General features: G+C 59.9%; 12 protein-coding genes. 11 read left to right on the top strand and 1 reads right to left on the bottom strand.

Annotated features, from left to right (window positions below):
• Window positions 1–48: 48 nt before the first annotated feature.
• Both JQ603_RS10755 and JQ603_RS10750 read left to right on the top strand, forming a co-directional pair.
• Window positions 49–903 (top strand): fumarylacetoacetate hydrolase family protein, encoded by an 855-nt coding sequence (locus JQ603_RS10755; protein ID WP_212339245.1) that lies wholly within the window; start codon window positions 49–51, stop codon window positions 901–903.
• 396 nt (window positions 904–1,299) lie between these two features.
• The gene (locus JQ603_RS10750; RefSeq protein WP_349630727.1) at window positions 1,300–2,502 is read left to right on the top strand and encodes an FAD-dependent monooxygenase; all 1,203 of its coding nucleotides are present in this window, start codon (window positions 1,300–1,302) and stop codon (window positions 2,500–2,502) included.
• Between the two features lie 144 nt (window positions 2,503–2,646).
• On the opposite strand, the gene JQ603_RS10745 is transcribed toward JQ603_RS10750, so the two are convergent.
• Window positions 2,647–3,150 (bottom strand): MarR family winged helix-turn-helix transcriptional regulator, encoded by a 504-nt coding sequence (locus JQ603_RS10745; RefSeq protein ID WP_212339242.1) that lies wholly within the window; start codon window positions 3,148–3,150, stop codon window positions 2,647–2,649.
• Window positions 3,151–3,400: 250 nt separating this feature from the next.
• Between JQ603_RS10745 and JQ603_RS10740 the strand changes: the two genes are divergently transcribed.
• The 9 genes from JQ603_RS10740 to JQ603_RS10700 all read left to right on the top strand — a co-directional run bounded on the left by JQ603_RS10740 (window position 3,401) and on the right by JQ603_RS10700 (window position 14,404).
• Window positions 3,401–4,282 carry a 3-keto-5-aminohexanoate cleavage protein gene (locus JQ603_RS10740; RefSeq protein ID WP_212339241.1) on the top strand — a complete coding sequence of 294 codons (882 nt, stop codon included), beginning with the start codon at window positions 3,401–3,403 and terminating at the stop codon, window positions 4,280–4,282.
• Window positions 4,283–4,291: 9 nt separating this feature from the next.
• The gene (locus JQ603_RS10735) at window positions 4,292–5,284 is read left to right on the top strand and encodes a 3-hydroxyacyl-CoA dehydrogenase NAD-binding domain-containing protein (protein ID WP_212339239.1); all 993 of its coding nucleotides are present in this window, start codon (window positions 4,292–4,294) and stop codon (window positions 5,282–5,284) included.
• A complete protein-coding gene (locus JQ603_RS10730) occupies window positions 5,285–7,006 on the top strand; it encodes an acyl-CoA dehydrogenase family protein (protein ID WP_212339237.1) in 1,722 nt (573 codons plus the stop codon).
• On the top strand, window positions 7,007–7,828 hold the full coding sequence (locus tag JQ603_RS10725) for a crotonase/enoyl-CoA hydratase family protein (protein WP_245003543.1): 822 nt from the start codon (window positions 7,007–7,009) through the stop codon (window positions 7,826–7,828).
• A gap of 17 nt (window positions 7,829–7,845) precedes the next feature.
• A complete protein-coding gene (locus tag JQ603_RS10720; protein ID WP_212339235.1) occupies window positions 7,846–9,462 on the top strand; it encodes a class I adenylate-forming enzyme family protein in 1,617 nt (538 codons plus the stop codon).
• A gap of 47 nt (window positions 9,463–9,509) precedes the next feature.
• Window positions 9,510–10,646, top strand: a complete 1,137-nt coding sequence (locus JQ603_RS10715; RefSeq protein ID WP_212339233.1) for an ABC transporter substrate-binding protein — start codon at window positions 9,510–9,512, stop codon at window positions 10,644–10,646.
• Window positions 10,647–10,782: 136 nt separating this feature from the next.
• Entirely contained in the window at window positions 10,783–11,820 is a 1,038-nt protein-coding gene (locus JQ603_RS10710) for a branched-chain amino acid ABC transporter permease (protein WP_212339230.1), read from the top strand.
• Window positions 11,821–11,890: 70 nt separating this feature from the next.
• Window positions 11,891–13,663 (top strand): branched-chain amino acid ABC transporter ATP-binding protein/permease, encoded by a 1,773-nt coding sequence (locus JQ603_RS10705; protein ID WP_212339974.1) that lies wholly within the window; start codon window positions 11,891–11,893, stop codon window positions 13,661–13,663.
• Between the two features lie 3 nt (window positions 13,664–13,666).
• Window positions 13,667–14,404, top strand: coding sequence for an ABC transporter ATP-binding protein (locus JQ603_RS10700; RefSeq protein WP_212339228.1), 738 nt, complete (start codon window positions 13,667–13,669; stop codon window positions 14,402–14,404).
• Window positions 14,405–15,098: the final 694 nt, after the last annotated feature.

Here is a 15,098-nt window from a genome sequence, read left to right as displayed (position 1 = left end):
TAATATGTTTACTACAAAGAAGAGCGATTTCGGGAGGGTCTGAGAGTTATGAAAATCTGTCGATTCAACACGGATCGCGTTGGCGTAATCGATGGAGAGTCGATTATCGATGTCACGGACGCGCTCGACATGTCTCCGAAATGGCCTCTGCCACACGGCGACTGGATCGTGCCTCAGCTGGCCTCGCTTACGGAGCGAGGGGCAGACTCGAGCCGTCCAAAGTATTTGCTTTCTGAAGTAAGGTTGGAAAGTCCTGTCGCGAATCCGGGCAAGATCATCGGAGCTCCGATCAACTACAAAGCCCACATCGAGGAAGCGAACGCCGACCGCGAGATCAATCAGGGAAAGACCCACTACACTTCGCTCGATGAGTTTGGCTTGTTTCTGAAGGCGGGGAGTTCTCTTATTGGTCCGTCTCAGACTATCTATCCGAGGTTCCGTGATCGGCGAACAGATCACGAGGTCGAGCTGGCCGTAGTTGTCGGCAAATCTGCCAACCGCATCTCCCGACATGAGGCCTTGCAGTACGTCCTGGGCTATACGATCGCGTTGGACGTGACGGTCCGCGGCAAGGAGTTTCCCAGCTTCCGCAAGTCAGCCGACACCTACAGCGTTCTGGGGCCGTGGCTGGTTACGGCCGACGAAGTGCCGGATCCTAATGCTCTGGATCTGTCGCTCAGCGTGAACGGGCAAACGAAGCAAAAGTCAAACACGCGGATGATGATCTTCGACGTCGCCCGTCTCATTGAGTACGCCTCGTCGTTCTACACTCTCCATCCCGGTGACGTCATCATGACCGGGACGCCAGAAGGCGTTTCCCCGATTTCCCCCGGTGACAGGTTAGTCGCTGAGATCGACCGTATCGGCAGGCTTGAAATGCGGGTAGGGGAGACTCTCGATTGAGCGCATACTCGTATTCGCGGCGCTTGAACTGGAGCGAGTGCGATCCAGGTGGGATTGTCTTCTTTCCCAACTACGCAAAGTGGGCGGTTGACGGATTAAATGAGCTACTCCAAGCCGGAGGCTACATCCCGAACCGGAAACTGCCCGATGGCAGCACGGAAGGCATTCCGTGCGTGGAGTTCAATATGCGGTTCATGGACGCCCCGCATTTGCACTCCATCGTGGTTCACCAAATTTCCGTTCGGCGAATCGGCAAGTCGTCTTTCACGGTTTGCCACGTGTTTTCCGGTGACAGTCGATCCTATGCCGAGATAGTCGATACGCGCGTCTGGGCGGTGCACCGCGACCACGGGCTAAGTAAGAGCCCTCTGCCGGCCAAGGTGCTCGATATCCTAAGTGCTCGAAAAGACCCAGCAAGCGCAGAGTAGATATTCGATGCTGAAATCTCGTTCACCTAAGGTCCGAATTCTCGGGGCGGGTCCGGCTGGCCTTTATGCGGCCTACAGACTTAAGTGTCTGTTCCCAGACGCCGATATCGTCGTGGTGGAGCAGAACCCGCCCGATGTCACATTCGGGTTCGGAGTGGTCTTGTCTGCGCAGGGACTTCAATTCCTGGCCGACGACGATCCGGAATTGGTCAAGGCGATCTCGACCGGCCTAGAGTCGTGGCAAGATATCGAAATCAGGCTCGGCGGAGAGCGTATCCGGATCGATGGCGTAGGCTTCACTGCCATCGGCCGAATCGATCTGTTGCGTATCTTGAATGAGAAGGTGAGGGCGGCTGGTGTCGTTCCTGCTTTTGGAAGGGCTGTTGCTGACCTATCTGAGTTCGCCGATGCCGATCTCGTTGTGGCTGCCGACGGCGTAAACTCCATCGTGCGTGGTAAATATGCGGGAGAGTTCGGAACCAAGGTGGAAATGCTCTCGAATTGGTTCGCTTGGTTCGGCGCTTCACGGCCCTTCGACGCGCTAACTCAGACCTTCAAGATGACTGAGGCGGGGCCCTTCAATGCCCACCACTATCGATATTCGCCGACACACAGCACGTTCCTCGTGGAGACGACCACCGAGAACTTCGAGCGTCAAGGCATGTCGAAGTTGTCCGAGGATCAGTCCCGCTCGTTCTGTGAAAGTCTCTTTCGAGATGTCCTCGAAGGTGCCCAACTGATCTCGAATCGCTCGATCTGGAGGCAGTTTCCGAAGATCACCAACGAGCGATGGTCGTATAACAACATGGTCCTCGTAGGAGATGCTCTAAGAACAGCGCATTATTCGATAGGGTCTGGCACCCGCTTGGCCCTGGAAGATGTTCAGGCTCTCGCGGAGGCTATCGCCTCGACCAACGGCGACATTCCGGAAGCGCTGCGGCTGTACGAGGAACGGCGTAAGCCGATCGTTCAGAAGTTGCTTGCTGCCGCAGCCCGAAGTGCGGACTGGTACGAGCATTTCGAGCAGAATATGAAGCTTCCGCCGTGGGAGTTTGCAAACGAGTATATGAGCCGGTCTGGACGGGTTGATCCAGCCCGGCTCGCTTCAGCCTGCCCGAACTTCATCAAGCAGTATGCCGAGTGGAAGGATAGCCAAAGGGCTTCGGCATAGGTGCATTTGCCCGGGTGCCTCGACATGTCGCGCTTTCGGAAGGTTCGATCTGTTCTGCGCGAAAAAGCGCCTCGCTCCCTGTGGTGCGCTCAGGCGTCATGATGCCGTCGCCGGAAAACGGAGCCTGTGGGGGGCCACGATTCCTTAACTGTCCCCAGAGCCGCTCGTGATGGCCACGCGCTTCAGCAACGAGATCAATTGCAGACGTTCCGCCTTGGTCAAGTCTGATGCGATCTTCTCTTCAAATCGTTCGACGGCTTCGTTGTAACGGCGCAGCTCGGCCACGCCCTTTTCCGTCAGCCTTACGGCATAGACCCGACGATCTTTGCTCGGACCGCGCTCCAGCAATTCGCGCTTTTCCAGATCGTCGACGACTTTCACGACGCTGGGGCTGGCTATGTTCAACAGCGTTCCCAATGCGCTTTGGCTGATTCCAGGGTTCGCACCGATGGTCGCCAGCGCGGCAAGACGGGCGGGCGAAATCCCGGGTTCCAGATAGCGCATCAGTTCGGTATCGCAACGAACCTGCGCCCGCCTGATGAAGTAAGCAAGCGAGTCCTCCAGCAGGTTCTGCTCGGGAAGAGAACGGACACGAGTGCGTCCTTCGCGGTCTCGTCGATTTTGATACTTGGCGGCGGCTTTCTGCATCGTGATGTCTGCTAACTCTCTCTGGCTTCGAGAAAAACGCAATTTCGCTTGTCTCTGCGAGTCTAGCTTGACGAGCCGCCATCCGTCTAGTATTTAGTTAGCTAGGCTAATGAATATCTAGACTAATGACTATCTAGGCGATCTAATCTTATGTCGCGCGCGCAGGGTGGCGCCGCTTGAGTGAGCAGGCCTGGCGTCAAAGGTTCTGGGTGACAGGGGTAGCAAGACCCCGTCCGTTCGGGAGGAAGACATGTCGAACAACAAGATCATCGTGACCATTGCTCCGACAGGCGGCATGGCAAAGAAGTCGCAGAATCCGAACCTGCCGACCCAGCCCGAGGAAATCGCCGATTCGGTATATCGTTGTTACAATGCCGGAGCCTCAGTCGCGGCCCTGCATGTCCGGCGACCGGACGATCAGGCGACCTGCAACGCCGGGATCTATCGTCGCGTCAATGAGCTCGTCCGGGCGAAGTGCAACATCGTCATCAATAATTCGACTGGCGGCGGTGTCGACGGCGACATGCTGATTGAGCGGCTGGACGGTCTCTTTGACGTGAATTTTGAGGAGCGCCTCAAGGGGCTTGATGCCGGTGCCGAGATGGCGACCTTCGACTGCTTCACGGTCGCGGCAATTCATGGCAAGCGCGAAATGTTGGTCAGCACGACGCCCAGCCAGTGCGATAAGCTTGCCGAGCGTTTCAAGGAGCGGGGCATCAAGCCGGAGTGGGAAGTGTTCAATCCCGCCCACATCCTGCAAGACGTTACGCGACTGATCGCGGCTGGCTATGACAAGCCGCCGTACTTCGTCAACATCGTGCTGAATGCCGATCGTGGGTTCCAGGGCGCTATGCCCTATACGCCGGACGTCCTGCAGATGATGGTGAAGCTCCTGCCAAAGGACTCGATCTTCAACGTCTCCGCGATCGGCACGGCACAGTTGCCCGCCACCACTCACGCCATCCTGCTCGGCGGACACGTTCGGGTCGGCCTCGAGGACAATTTGTATTACGGCAAGGGCGTTCACGCGACCAATGAGATGTTCGTGGAGCGACAGGTTCGGATCATCCGGGAGCTCGGCTTCGAACCTGCCACCCCGGATGAGGCGCGGCAAATGATGGGCCTGGCCTGAGGCATCGTCGTGGCGCGCGAGTTCCTTCCTCTGGAAGCTGTTCGGGGCGTCGGTCTCGCCGGCGTGGGGGCGGTGGGGGCCGCCTGGGCCGCGCTCCTGCTTGCCTCCGGCTACGAGGTCGTTGCGTACGATCAGGATCCTGCGGCGGTGGATCGCCTCGATGCCACAGTCCGTGCCGCATGGCCGGTGCTGTCATCATTGCGCAGCGGCGTGCCCGACAGCCCGCCGATGGAAAAGGTGCGGTTCGTAAGCTCGCTGGAAGCGCTCGCGGATGCGAGTGATCTGATTCAGGAGAATGTTGCAGAGGCGCTGGAGACGAAGCGCGCGGTGATGTCACGGATCGACGCCGTGTTGCCGCCCGATCGGCTTATCCTTTCGAGCAGCGGGGGCGTTCCGCCGAGCCAGTTGCAGGAATTCTGTCGGCACCCCAAACGCGTTGTGTTGGGACATCCGTTTCATCCTGCCTACGTCATTCCCCTTGTCGAGGTTGTCGGTGGACGGCGAACGAGCCCGGAAGCGGTCGATCTGGCAATGTCGTTCTATGCGCGCCTTGGAAAGCGGCCGATCCGACTGCAGAAGGAGATGGTCGGGCACCTGACAAATCGATTGCAGTTCGCAATCCTGCGCGAGGCGATCCACTGTCTCAGCGAAGGTGTTGCCTCAGCGGATGATATCGATGTTGCCGTGAGATGGGGGCTGGGGTTGCGCTGGGCCCTGCTCGGGCCGCTCATGACCTTCAATCTGGCGGGCGGGTCCGGCGGTGTCGAGCAGGTGATCGCCCGTTTCCACGATGACGTCGAGAAATGGTGGGATGCGCTCGGCGTGCCGCGGCTGACGCCTGAGGTGTGTGCCAAGCTGTACGACGGCGTTCGCCAGTTGCGGCACGGAATATCGAACGAGAAGTGGGGGCAGTGGCGCGACGCGGAACTCATCGAGCTTCTCAAATACCGCGCCTTGCATCCCTACCTGGCCGAACCCCCTGATCCGGCGCGGGAAACCTGAATGGATCGCGGTTACCGCTATCACGCCGACCTGATACAGCGCCACATCGAGCTGGTGCCGGGCTATGCGGCGATCCGGGACAGCTTGCTGCCCGGATTGGATATCGGCGAGGAGACACTTCGCGCGATACTGGGCGCCGCTGCGGAGTTTGCCGAACGACGGCTGGTCCCTGTCAACCGAGCCGGAGATCTCCAGGGCTGCAGGTTTCAAGCCGGCCGCGTGCTCACGCCCGATTGTTACAAGCAAGCCTGGCAGGAGCTCACCTCCGCTGGATGGAACAGTGTCGATCAACCCACGGAATTCGGGGGGCAGGGGCTTCCCTCATTCGTCAATACCGCCTGTCGCGAGCTCTTCGATCGAGCCTGCATGGCGATCGGAATGCTGACGGGCCCGACGCGGGCGGGCACGCAATTGCTGCTGGAGTTTGCTGATCCTGCCCTCCAGCAGGAGTGGATTCCCCAGCTCGTAGCGGGGAAGTGGTCGCTGACGATCTGCATCTCGGAAGCTGATGCCGGTTCGGACGTGGGACGGGTCCGTTCACAGGCGGTCCCCGATGCTGATGGACGCTGGGGCGTCACCGGCGAGAAGATGTGGACTTCTTTCGGCGACAACGATCTGGTCGAGCGGATTGGCCATCTTCTCCTTGCGAGAACGCCCGGCGCTCCTGCCGGTACGGCCGGTCTCAGTCTCTTCCTGGTGCCAAACAAGGTCAGGGGCCAATCCGGTGAGTGGGTTGGCAACGGAGTCAGCCCGCGGCGCATCGAGGAGAAACTAGGCCTCCATGGTTCGCCTACATGCGCCATGGGCTTCGAAGGTGCCAAGGGGCACTTGCTCGGCCGGCTGCACCGTGGCCTGCCCCAGATGTTTGTGATGATCCAGAGCATGCGCCTGATGGTCGCAACCGAAGGCGTTGGCATTTCCTTTGGCGCGGAGCAGGCGGCCCTCGGTTATGCGGCGGAGCGAAGGCAGGGCGGCAACCCATCGCAGCCGCCGGTCGCGATCAATACCCATGTCGACATTCAACGCCAGCTCCTCTCGATGGCCGCACGCGTCGAGGTCCTTCGCGGCATGCTCTACGAGCTTGCCGTGCGAATCGATGTGGAACGGCAAAATGTCGTTGTGGATGAACGACATGCGCGGATCACTCAATGGCTGCTCCCCATCGCCAAGGCAAGCTGCCCCGAAGCCGCTTTCGAGGTCCCCAGCGCCGCCATCCAGGTTCTCGGAGGTGCCGGTTACACACGCGAATGGCCGTGCGGGCAATGGCTGCGTGACGCGCGCATGATGTCGATCGCGGAGGGGTCGACCGGGATACAGGCGCTTGATCTGCTGCATCGGCGCCTGTGGCGCGATGGAGGAGAAACGCTGTTTGCCTTCGTCGAGACGGCAACGAACGAGATCGGCAGCGCCAGCAGCGAGGTCGCAGGTCCTGCCCGGCGCGTGATCGAGCGTCTCCATCGCGTCGGCCGCCGGATGCTTGGTTGGCGCGAGAGCCCTCGCGAGGCGGAAACAGGTGCTGTCGCTTTCCTGCAACTCGCTCTGCTCGCGGCTACCGCCTGGATCGCCGTTCGACTTGCGACCCAGGTCGACGGCGACCGCATAGGCCGGCGTCTCGCCGCCGCCGGACGATATTGGCTGTCTGACATCGATGCACGGTCGGCCTTCCATGAACAAGAGGCGCTCGCCGGTGCAGCGAGACTCGCAGAATTCCAACAGGTCTAGATGGTCAAGAACATGTCCGAACGTGACAACCACATTTCGTACGAACTTGACGGCGATATCGCCCTCATCGGAATCGATCGCGCAGCCAAGCGGAACGCGATGAACCAGGGCATGTTCGAAGCCCTCGGCCGCGCCGCCACGAGAGCCCAGCAGGAAGCACGGGCTGGCGTGATCTTCAGTCACGGCGAGAATTTCTCGGCCGGCCTCGATCTGGCCGAGCATCTGGATCGCGACCCCGTATCGTCGATGCATGACTCGCGCGCGCAACACGCGATACTCAATCTCCTGGAGCAAGGTCGGATTCCGTTCATTGCGGCTTTGCAAGGCGCCACCATCGGTGCCGGCCTGGAGATAGCTGCATCGACGCATATACGCGTAGGCGACGAAACGACCTTTTTCGCGTTGCCGGAGGGAAAGCGCGGAATCTTCGTCGGCGGGGGCGGCTCCGTTCGGGTCGCGCGGCTCGTTGGCGTGGCTCGCATGATGGAGATGATGCTGACGGCGCGCGCGCTGACCGCTGCCGAGGGCTTCAACTGCAACCTGCTTCAGTTCGTCACTCCCCGCGGTGAGGTGCTGGCCAAGGCCATGGATCTGGCGCGCGGGATTGCCAAGAACTCGCCCCTGTCGAACTACGCGATCATCAACGGCCTGCCTAGAATTCGGGACGCGTCGCACGACGACGGGCTGTTCTTCGAATCCGTGCTCGCTGCCATCACGTTGGCGAGTCCGGACGCGCATGCCGGACTGCGCGAATTCCTCGAGAAGCGCGCAGATCGCCTTAAACCAATTCCTTCGGACACGGCAGACACTGCCGGCGGCTGAAAAAGGAAGCTTCTGCGATGGGAAATTTCAGACTGTCGGTCCAGGACGAGAGCGGTCAAGGCGAGACGGTGAGCGTCTCGAGCCTTGGCTCAATTATCAGACGTCAGGCGAGCCTTGGCGCGAAGGTCGCTTTTGCCGACGCGGACCGCTCCGTCACGTTCTCCGAATTTCGGCAACGTGTCGACAGATTGGTCGACTCATTCTATCGGCTGGGACTGCGGCCAAGTAACCGCATAGCATTGCTGAGCCGAAATTGTGTCGGTGCAGTAGAATGCATCGCGGCCGCCAAGGCAGGTTTCATCGCGGTGCCGCTGAATTGGAGGTTGGCGCCATCCGAACTGGTCGCGTTGCTGCGGGATTGTGCACCCTCCGCGCTTGTTTGCGATGCACATTGGGCTGACATTGCAAATGCGGAACTGTTCAATCATGTTGCCGTTCCAACCCGTATTGCGCTGGGCCGCGCTCCTGAGGGCTGGCTAGACTTCGAAGATGTTGTCGCCGCAGGGCATGCTGATGCGGCGCATGCCGAGGCCGAGGGAAGCGACACAGCACTACTTATTTATACCAGTGGGACCACGGGCACGCCCAAGGCCGCGATGATCAGCCATCGCGGTGTGGCAACGAACAGCTGGGCTTCGGCAGGCGAAGCGATCGGGGTAACAGCCGCGGACAAGGTTCTCTGTGTCATGCCGCTCTTTCATGTCGGCGGCCTCTGTTACTATCTGCTGCCCAGCTATATGGCGGGCGCGACGTCGATCCTGCGGCCAGCGTTCGAAGTGAATGATCTCGTCGAAGGCCTCGCGACCCTGGCGATTACCAACGTTCACCTGGTGCCGACGATGATCTCGGATCTGGTCGCGCATCCGCGCGCAGCAAGCGCAGCGGCCAGTCTCAAACGCATCGTCTATGCAGGATCCACAATGCCCGTGGCGCTGCTTGAGCGGGCAATGAAGGCGTTTCCCTCCTGCGCGTTTTCGCAATCATACGGTCTCACCGAAGGAGGAATCGTCACGACGCTCGGGCCGGAGGATCACCGGATAGCCGCAACTTCGGAAACCCACGCACGCCTTCTCGAATCCTGTGGCCGCGCATTGTCGAACACCGACTTGCGTCTTGTCGATGACAATGGCGCGGATTGCAAGGTCGGTGTGCCCGGCGAGGTTCTGGTGCGGAGCGAGCGGGCAATGAAGGGCTATTGGAATTCGCCCGACAAGACCGCGAAGGCATTCGCCGGTGATTACTTGCGCACCGGTGACATCGGCTACCTGGATCAAGGTGGACACCTTTACCTCATCGATCGCAAGAACGACATGATCGTCACCGGAGGCGAAAACGTGTTCCCCTCCGAGGTGGAGCAGGTTCTTTACCGATCTCCGGACGTCTCCGAAGCCGCAGTTTTCGGGATCGCCGACGCTCGTTGGATTGAGAAGGTGGTTGCGGCGGTAGTGCTGCGGCCGGGCTCGGCGGCCACGCCGGAAAGCATCATTAGTTTCGCAAGACAACATCTTGCCTCCTACAAATGTCCGAAAACGGTTTTCCTCGTCCGCGATCTGCCGCGCACCGGTGTCGGCAAGATTTCCAGGAAGAACCTTCGTCAAACCTTCGATACCAGCCCTTCGAACGGAAGCGGGTAGCGACTGGCTGCCCGCCTCCGAATACACCTCAAATTGTCGGAGATATCATGAAGCACTTCCGAACCGCTGCTTTGACAACCTTCCTCGCAATTGCTCCCATGCCCGCCCTGGCGCAGGTCACGGTTGGCGTGATCACCGCCGCCACCGGACCGGGGGCTTCGCTGGGTATCCCGTACAAGAATACGTTTGCTGCCCTGCCTGCCACGCTCGGAGGGCAGCCCGTAAACTACATCGTGCTCGACGACGCCACCGACCCGGCAACGGCGACTCGCCTCGCCCGCAAGCTCGTGACTGAGGACAAAGTCGATCTCATCATCGGATCGGGAAACGTGCCGACCGCATCTGCGATCAGCTATGTCGCGTCCGAAACCAAGACGCCGCAAATCGCGCTTTCGCCGCTGAGTGGTGAGCCTGCAAAGAATCCATGGGTCTATTCGGTGTCTCTGCCGACTACCCTGCAACTCGGAGCGATTGCTGACGACATTGTCGCGCGCGGAGCAAAGAAGGTGGGGTATATTGGCTTCAGCGACGGCTGGGGCGACCAAGTCTACGGTGCGCTGATGGAGCACGCACCGAAGAGCGGTTATGAAGTTATCACCAATGAGCGGTATGCGCGTCTCGATACCAGCGTGACCAGCCAGGCGCTAAAGGTGATCGCCGCCAAGCCTGATGTTGTCGTGCTCGGCGGCTCCGGAACGCCGGGTGCTCTTCCCCATACAACTCTCGTGGAGCGCGGTTACAAGGGGCAGATCTATCACACGGCGGCCGTCGTAAATCCCGACTTTCTGCGCATCGGCGGGAAGGCGGTCGAAGGGGCGCTGGTTTCGGCCGGGCCCGTCGTCGTCGTGGAACAGTTGCCGGATGGCAATCCGGTCAAGAAAGCCGGTCTGGACTTCACTAAAGCCTATGAAGCCAAGTACGGCCAGGGCTCCCGCAACTCCTTCTCTGCGTATTCATGGGATGCGTACCTGATTGCCGATCGGGCTATAGCGGCTGCTAGCCAGAAGGCAAAGCCCGGTACTCCCGAGTTCCGGCAAGAGCTTCGGGATGCGCTCGAGGATACGAAGGAGTTCGCTGGTGCTCAAGGCGTGTACACGATGAACCCATCGAATCATGCCGGTTCCGACAAGCGGGCGGTTGTGGTCCTGCGTATCAAGGAAGGCGCGTGGATCCTGAATAAGTGAGGAGTCGCCACAGGTTAGGTGCGGACGATTCGCCTGCACCGCCCAAACAGTTAGTTCAAATCAGGGGCCACGCGACCGGCGACCGCCTTGCTCGTTCATGGGGTCCAAGCGCGTGCGTTGCAGAAAGAACAGGACCATGGACTTCACCATTGCATCGATGCTTGCGCTCGACGGAGTGACGAACGGCGCCCTGTATGCCCTGCTGGCGATGACGATTATCCTGGTGTTTGCCGTGACCCGCATCCTGTTTATCGCGCAAGGCGAGTTTGTGGTTTTTGGCGCGATGAGCTTGGCGCAGCTCTCCGCAGGCAAGCTTCCGAGTACAGTGTGGCTGCTTGGCGTCATGCTCGTGGCTGCCATGATGCAGGAACTCTTCGTCGGGATTCGCGAGCGACAACCGAATTCTCGTCTCGCGTCGTCGATTCTGCGCCTGGCGATATTTCCCGTTGTGGCGATTGCGATCACCTGGATTTTGGCTCCCCTTAACCCACCTCTCGTCGTGAAAGCGATGCTTTCGCTCGCTTTGGTCGCGCCGATGGGAACCTTATTGTATCGCCTCGTCTATCGCTCCCTGACCAGGGCGAGCGTATTGACGCTGCTCATCGTATCCGTTGGGGTTCACTTCGCCTTGGTCGGGCTAGGCCTCGTGTTCTTCGGTCCAGAAGGCTATCGAACGCCGGCTTTCCTGCAGACCTCGTGGGAGGTCGCGGGCGTGCCGGTCCCGGGGCAGGCCGTTCTGGTCGTTGGCATGACGGTCGCGCTCATTGGCGCTCTCTTCTGGCTGTTCGCCTTTACGTTCCGCGGAATGGCCTTGCGAGCGACCGCGGTAAACGAACTCGGTGCGCGCATCGTCGGACTTTCCACCGAGCGCGCAGGAGAAACCAGCTTGATGCTCGCCGCCGCAATCGGTGCGTTGACCGGTCTGCTCATCGGATCCAGTACCACAATCTATTATGATACCGGGTTCTTGATCGGATTGAAGGGTTTCGTTGCGGCGGTATTTGCAGGCCTCGCAAGTTTTCCCGGGGCGCTGGCCGGAGCGATCGCCGTCGGGCTGATCGAATCGTTCGGTTCATTCTGGTCCAGCGCCTTCAAGGACTCCATCGTGTTTGCTGCCGTCATTCCGATCCTTCTCTGGAGATCGGTTTTCTTCAGCGTCGCGGAAGAACATTGAAATGCTTCAGGTCGGTCAAACGTCCACACTAGTTCCGGCGCGGTTGTCGCAACGAACCAAAATCGGCCAGATGGGGAATTTTGGATATGGGCTTGCAGCACTATTTGTGCTGCTGCTCCCGCTCGTGCCCGTCCCCGAGTTCGTCATCACCCAGATGAACTACATCGGGATCGATGCACTCGTGGTGGTCGGGCTGGTTCTCCTGACCGGTGTCTGCGGGCTCACCTCGTTCGGGCAAGCCGCCTTTGTCGGAGTTGGGGCCTACGCCACCGCTTACGTTACGACGGCTCTGGGCTGGTCTCCGTGGATAGGCCTGGGTGTCGGTCTACTGCTGACCGCGGCGATCGCTTTGGTCTTGGGTTTCGTCACGCTGCGTATGTCAGGGCACAACTTGCCGCTCGCGACCATCGCCTGGTGTATTGCGCTCTATTACGTGCTGGGAAACTTGGATGCTCTTGGCCGGTATGATGGGCTCGTCAACGTCCCGTCGGTGAGCATCGCCGGTTTCAGTCTGCAGAGCGGTCGGCACTACTACTACCTGATCTGGATTACTGCGGGCTTGGCTGCGTTCGGAAGTCTTCGTCTCCTCGACTCACGAACTGGACGCGTTCTGCGCGCCATGAACCCTGACCATGGCGGAGGTAGCACTATGCCCGAAGCAATGGGCGCGTCGGTGTTCAGGCATAAGCTGCTGGCGTTCCTGATAGCGGCGTTGCTGGCCTCGATTGCGGGTTGGCTGTTTGCTCATCTTCAGCGCACCGTAAATCCTTCCCCGTTCGGCATCGGTCGCAGCCTGGACTATCTGTTCATGGCAGTGCTTGGGGGCGTCGGCTACGTTTGGGGAGCATTCGTCGGCGCAGCTTTCACCACCATTCTGAAGGATGTTCTTCAGGACTGGCTTCCCAAGCTCTTTGGCGGCAGCGGGAACTACGAAACGGTCGTGTTCGGGATCCTTCTGATCGCAGTACTCAAGCTCTCGCCTGGAGGCCTCTGGTCGCTGGTAGGAAGTCGCTTTGCGACAAAACGCACAGAGCTCGGTCCATCCGGGAACGCCACTCTGCAGCTCCGGATCAAGCCTCAAGCCGGCGATAGATTGCTGGACGTGGTAGGCATTCACAAGCAGTTCGGCGGGCTTGCCGCGGTACAGGACATCAGCTTCTCGGTGAGCGCCGGCGAGATCGTTGGCCTCATTGGACCGAACGGCGCGGGGAAGTCGACAACATTCAACCTGATCTCGGGTGTTCTCGCCCTCTCGAAGGGCGAGGTAAGATTTTCGGGCAGAAAGATTGATGGCGTTCCTTCCAGGCACATTGCGCGACTGGGGCTTTCGCGCACCTTCCAGCACGTCAAGCTTATCCCAGAGATGAGCGTGATCGAGAATGTGGCATTGGGTTGTTATCTACGCACGAGGTCGGGGGCGCTCGCCGCCGTTATGCGAACCGACAGACGTGAAGAGCGCATGGCGCTCGCGGAAGCCGAAAAGCAATTGGCGCGCATCGGATTGGGCGACGTTCCATTCGAACAAGCAGGCAATCTCTCCCTCGGAGCTCAGCGGCTGGTCGAGATTGCGCGTGCATTGGCGACGGATCCAACATTGCTTTTGCTCGATGAGCCAGCGGCGGGCCTGAGGCACGCGGAAAAAGTGGCACTCTCCAACGTCTTGGCTCGGCTCAAGCAAGAGGGCTTAAGTCTGCTACTTGTGGAGCACGACATGAATTTCGTCATGGGACTGGCGGATCGAATTGTAGTAATGGAGTTCGGTAGGAAGTTGATCGAAGGCACGCCAGCCGTGGTGCAGGCGAGCCCCATAGTCCGAGCCGCGTACCTGGGCGTGGAGCATTGACCGATGTCTGTGCTGATCGAGGTCGAGGGGCTCATCGCAGGATACGGCAAGGTGGTGGTGCTCGAAGAGTTGTGGCTTCGCGCTACAGCCGGGACCATCGTTTCGGTGCTTGGCCCGAACGGGGCCGGCAAGTCGACCCTCCTGAATTCGCTCGGCGGAGTGCTGCCGTCAACTGGTAGAGTTTGGTTCGACGGTGAGGATATCTCGCGCATTCCCGTCGAAGAGCGATTGATGCGCGGTATCGCTCTTGTCCCGGAGAAACGAGAGCTGTTCGGCTCGATGACGATTGGGGAAAACTTGCTGCTTGGCGGGTACCGGCCGCGCCAACTCGGAGATCGCGCCTGGCGCGCGGGGCTCGATCGGATCTTCGAGCTGTTTCCACGCTTGGGAGAGCGTAGGAGCCAGCGCGCTAGCACATTGTCCGGAGGAGAGCGCCAGATGCTGGCCATCGGTCGCGCGCTGATGAGTCGGCCTAAGCTGCTCCTGCTCGACGAGCCGAGCCTTGGCCTTGCTCCCCTGATCGTGTGGGACATCATGCGTGCCGTCGCCGAGCTAGCAGCATGCGGCCTGACGGTGCTTCTGGTTGAGCAGAACGCGCGGGCAGCCTTGAGGATATCGTCCTACGGCTATGTGCTTGAAATGGGGCGCTTCGTTGCCGAAGGAAATGCCAAGCAGCTGATGGATGATGAGAGACTTGTCGCCACATACCTGGGGGCGAGCGCCGATTCGCCAGCTCAATGAGCACAGAATCTCAACTGCAGATATTTCGTTCCGCTCTCTCGGGGCCTTCGCGGCCTGCAATATTGCAAGCGGAGGGGTGGTCTCGATCTCGGGAGTCTCCCCTCGCACAATGAGCCGCCAGCAGTCCGCCACGAGAGCCCGCGGCTATTCTACGTCGGGATATTTGTTCGTATATCCGAACCCCGCTACAGTGGCCTAGAACGTCTGACGACAAGCCGAGATCGGCGGGACGTGCATTCGCTTGTGCGGATCAACGCGTCGGAACGCAGCGAGCCGTGCCGGAGTGGCGATGGCAATCTGCGCTGATGTGATACAAAGGCAGCGAACGATCTTGATGCCTTTATGGCGCGGCGCCCAGTGAGTTGCAGGACGGCTTCCCCGGAACGGTGCTGTCGCGCGGTGGCGACGTGTTGGGGTGGCGGCATCAATCTTGGCGAGTGGTTAGCACGGAGTGGTCTCGTGCTGGATTGGCGCCATACTCCAGCAGCGATACGAAGCTGCGCGGCGCGATGCTGATCTAGGCCAGGGCATCGAATACGCAAGAGCGGTGTGACACATTCGGCGGGCTCGCCTTTGCTGATGTCCTGCTTCGGAGTATGCGATCATTTACGGAGCAAGTTCCTCGATCGAGAATAGTCTCAGTGTTGTGCGAACTTCGCGCAGCGTGTCTTCCGTTTGTTTGCGTGTTCGGCCC

The sequence above is a fragment of the Bradyrhizobium liaoningense genome, from assembly GCF_018130825.1.
Taxonomy (GTDB): Bacteria; Pseudomonadota; Alphaproteobacteria; order Rhizobiales; family Xanthobacteraceae; genus Bradyrhizobium; species Bradyrhizobium liaoningense_B.
Note: the sequence above shows the minus strand (reverse complement) of the source record. Positions and strands in the feature narration are given on the sequence as shown.

Coding starts and splice junctions, on each gene's coding strand:
- JQ603_RS10755 (WP_212339245.1), top strand. CDS start 49: ATGAAAATCTGTCGATTCAACACGGATCGCGTTGGCGTAATCGATGGA.
- JQ603_RS10745 (WP_212339242.1), bottom strand. CDS start 3,150: ATGCAGAAAGCCGCCGCCAAGTATCAAAATCGACGAGACCGCGAAGGA.
- JQ603_RS10740 (WP_212339241.1), top strand. CDS start 3,401: ATGTCGAACAACAAGATCATCGTGACCATTGCTCCGACAGGCGGCATG.
- JQ603_RS10730 (WP_212339237.1), top strand. CDS start 5,285: ATGGATCGCGGTTACCGCTATCACGCCGACCTGATACAGCGCCACATC.
- JQ603_RS10725 (WP_245003543.1), top strand. CDS start 7,007: ATGGTCAAGAACATGTCCGAACGTGACAACCACATTTCGTACGAACTT.
- JQ603_RS10720 (WP_212339235.1), top strand. CDS start 7,846: ATGGGAAATTTCAGACTGTCGGTCCAGGACGAGAGCGGTCAAGGCGAG.
- JQ603_RS10715 (WP_212339233.1), top strand. CDS start 9,510: ATGAAGCACTTCCGAACCGCTGCTTTGACAACCTTCCTCGCAATTGCT.
- JQ603_RS10710 (WP_212339230.1), top strand. CDS start 10,783: ATGGACTTCACCATTGCATCGATGCTTGCGCTCGACGGAGTGACGAAC.
- JQ603_RS10705 (WP_212339974.1), top strand. CDS start 11,891: ATGGGGAATTTTGGATATGGGCTTGCAGCACTATTTGTGCTGCTGCTC.
- JQ603_RS10700 (WP_212339228.1), top strand. CDS start 13,667: ATGTCTGTGCTGATCGAGGTCGAGGGGCTCATCGCAGGATACGGCAAG.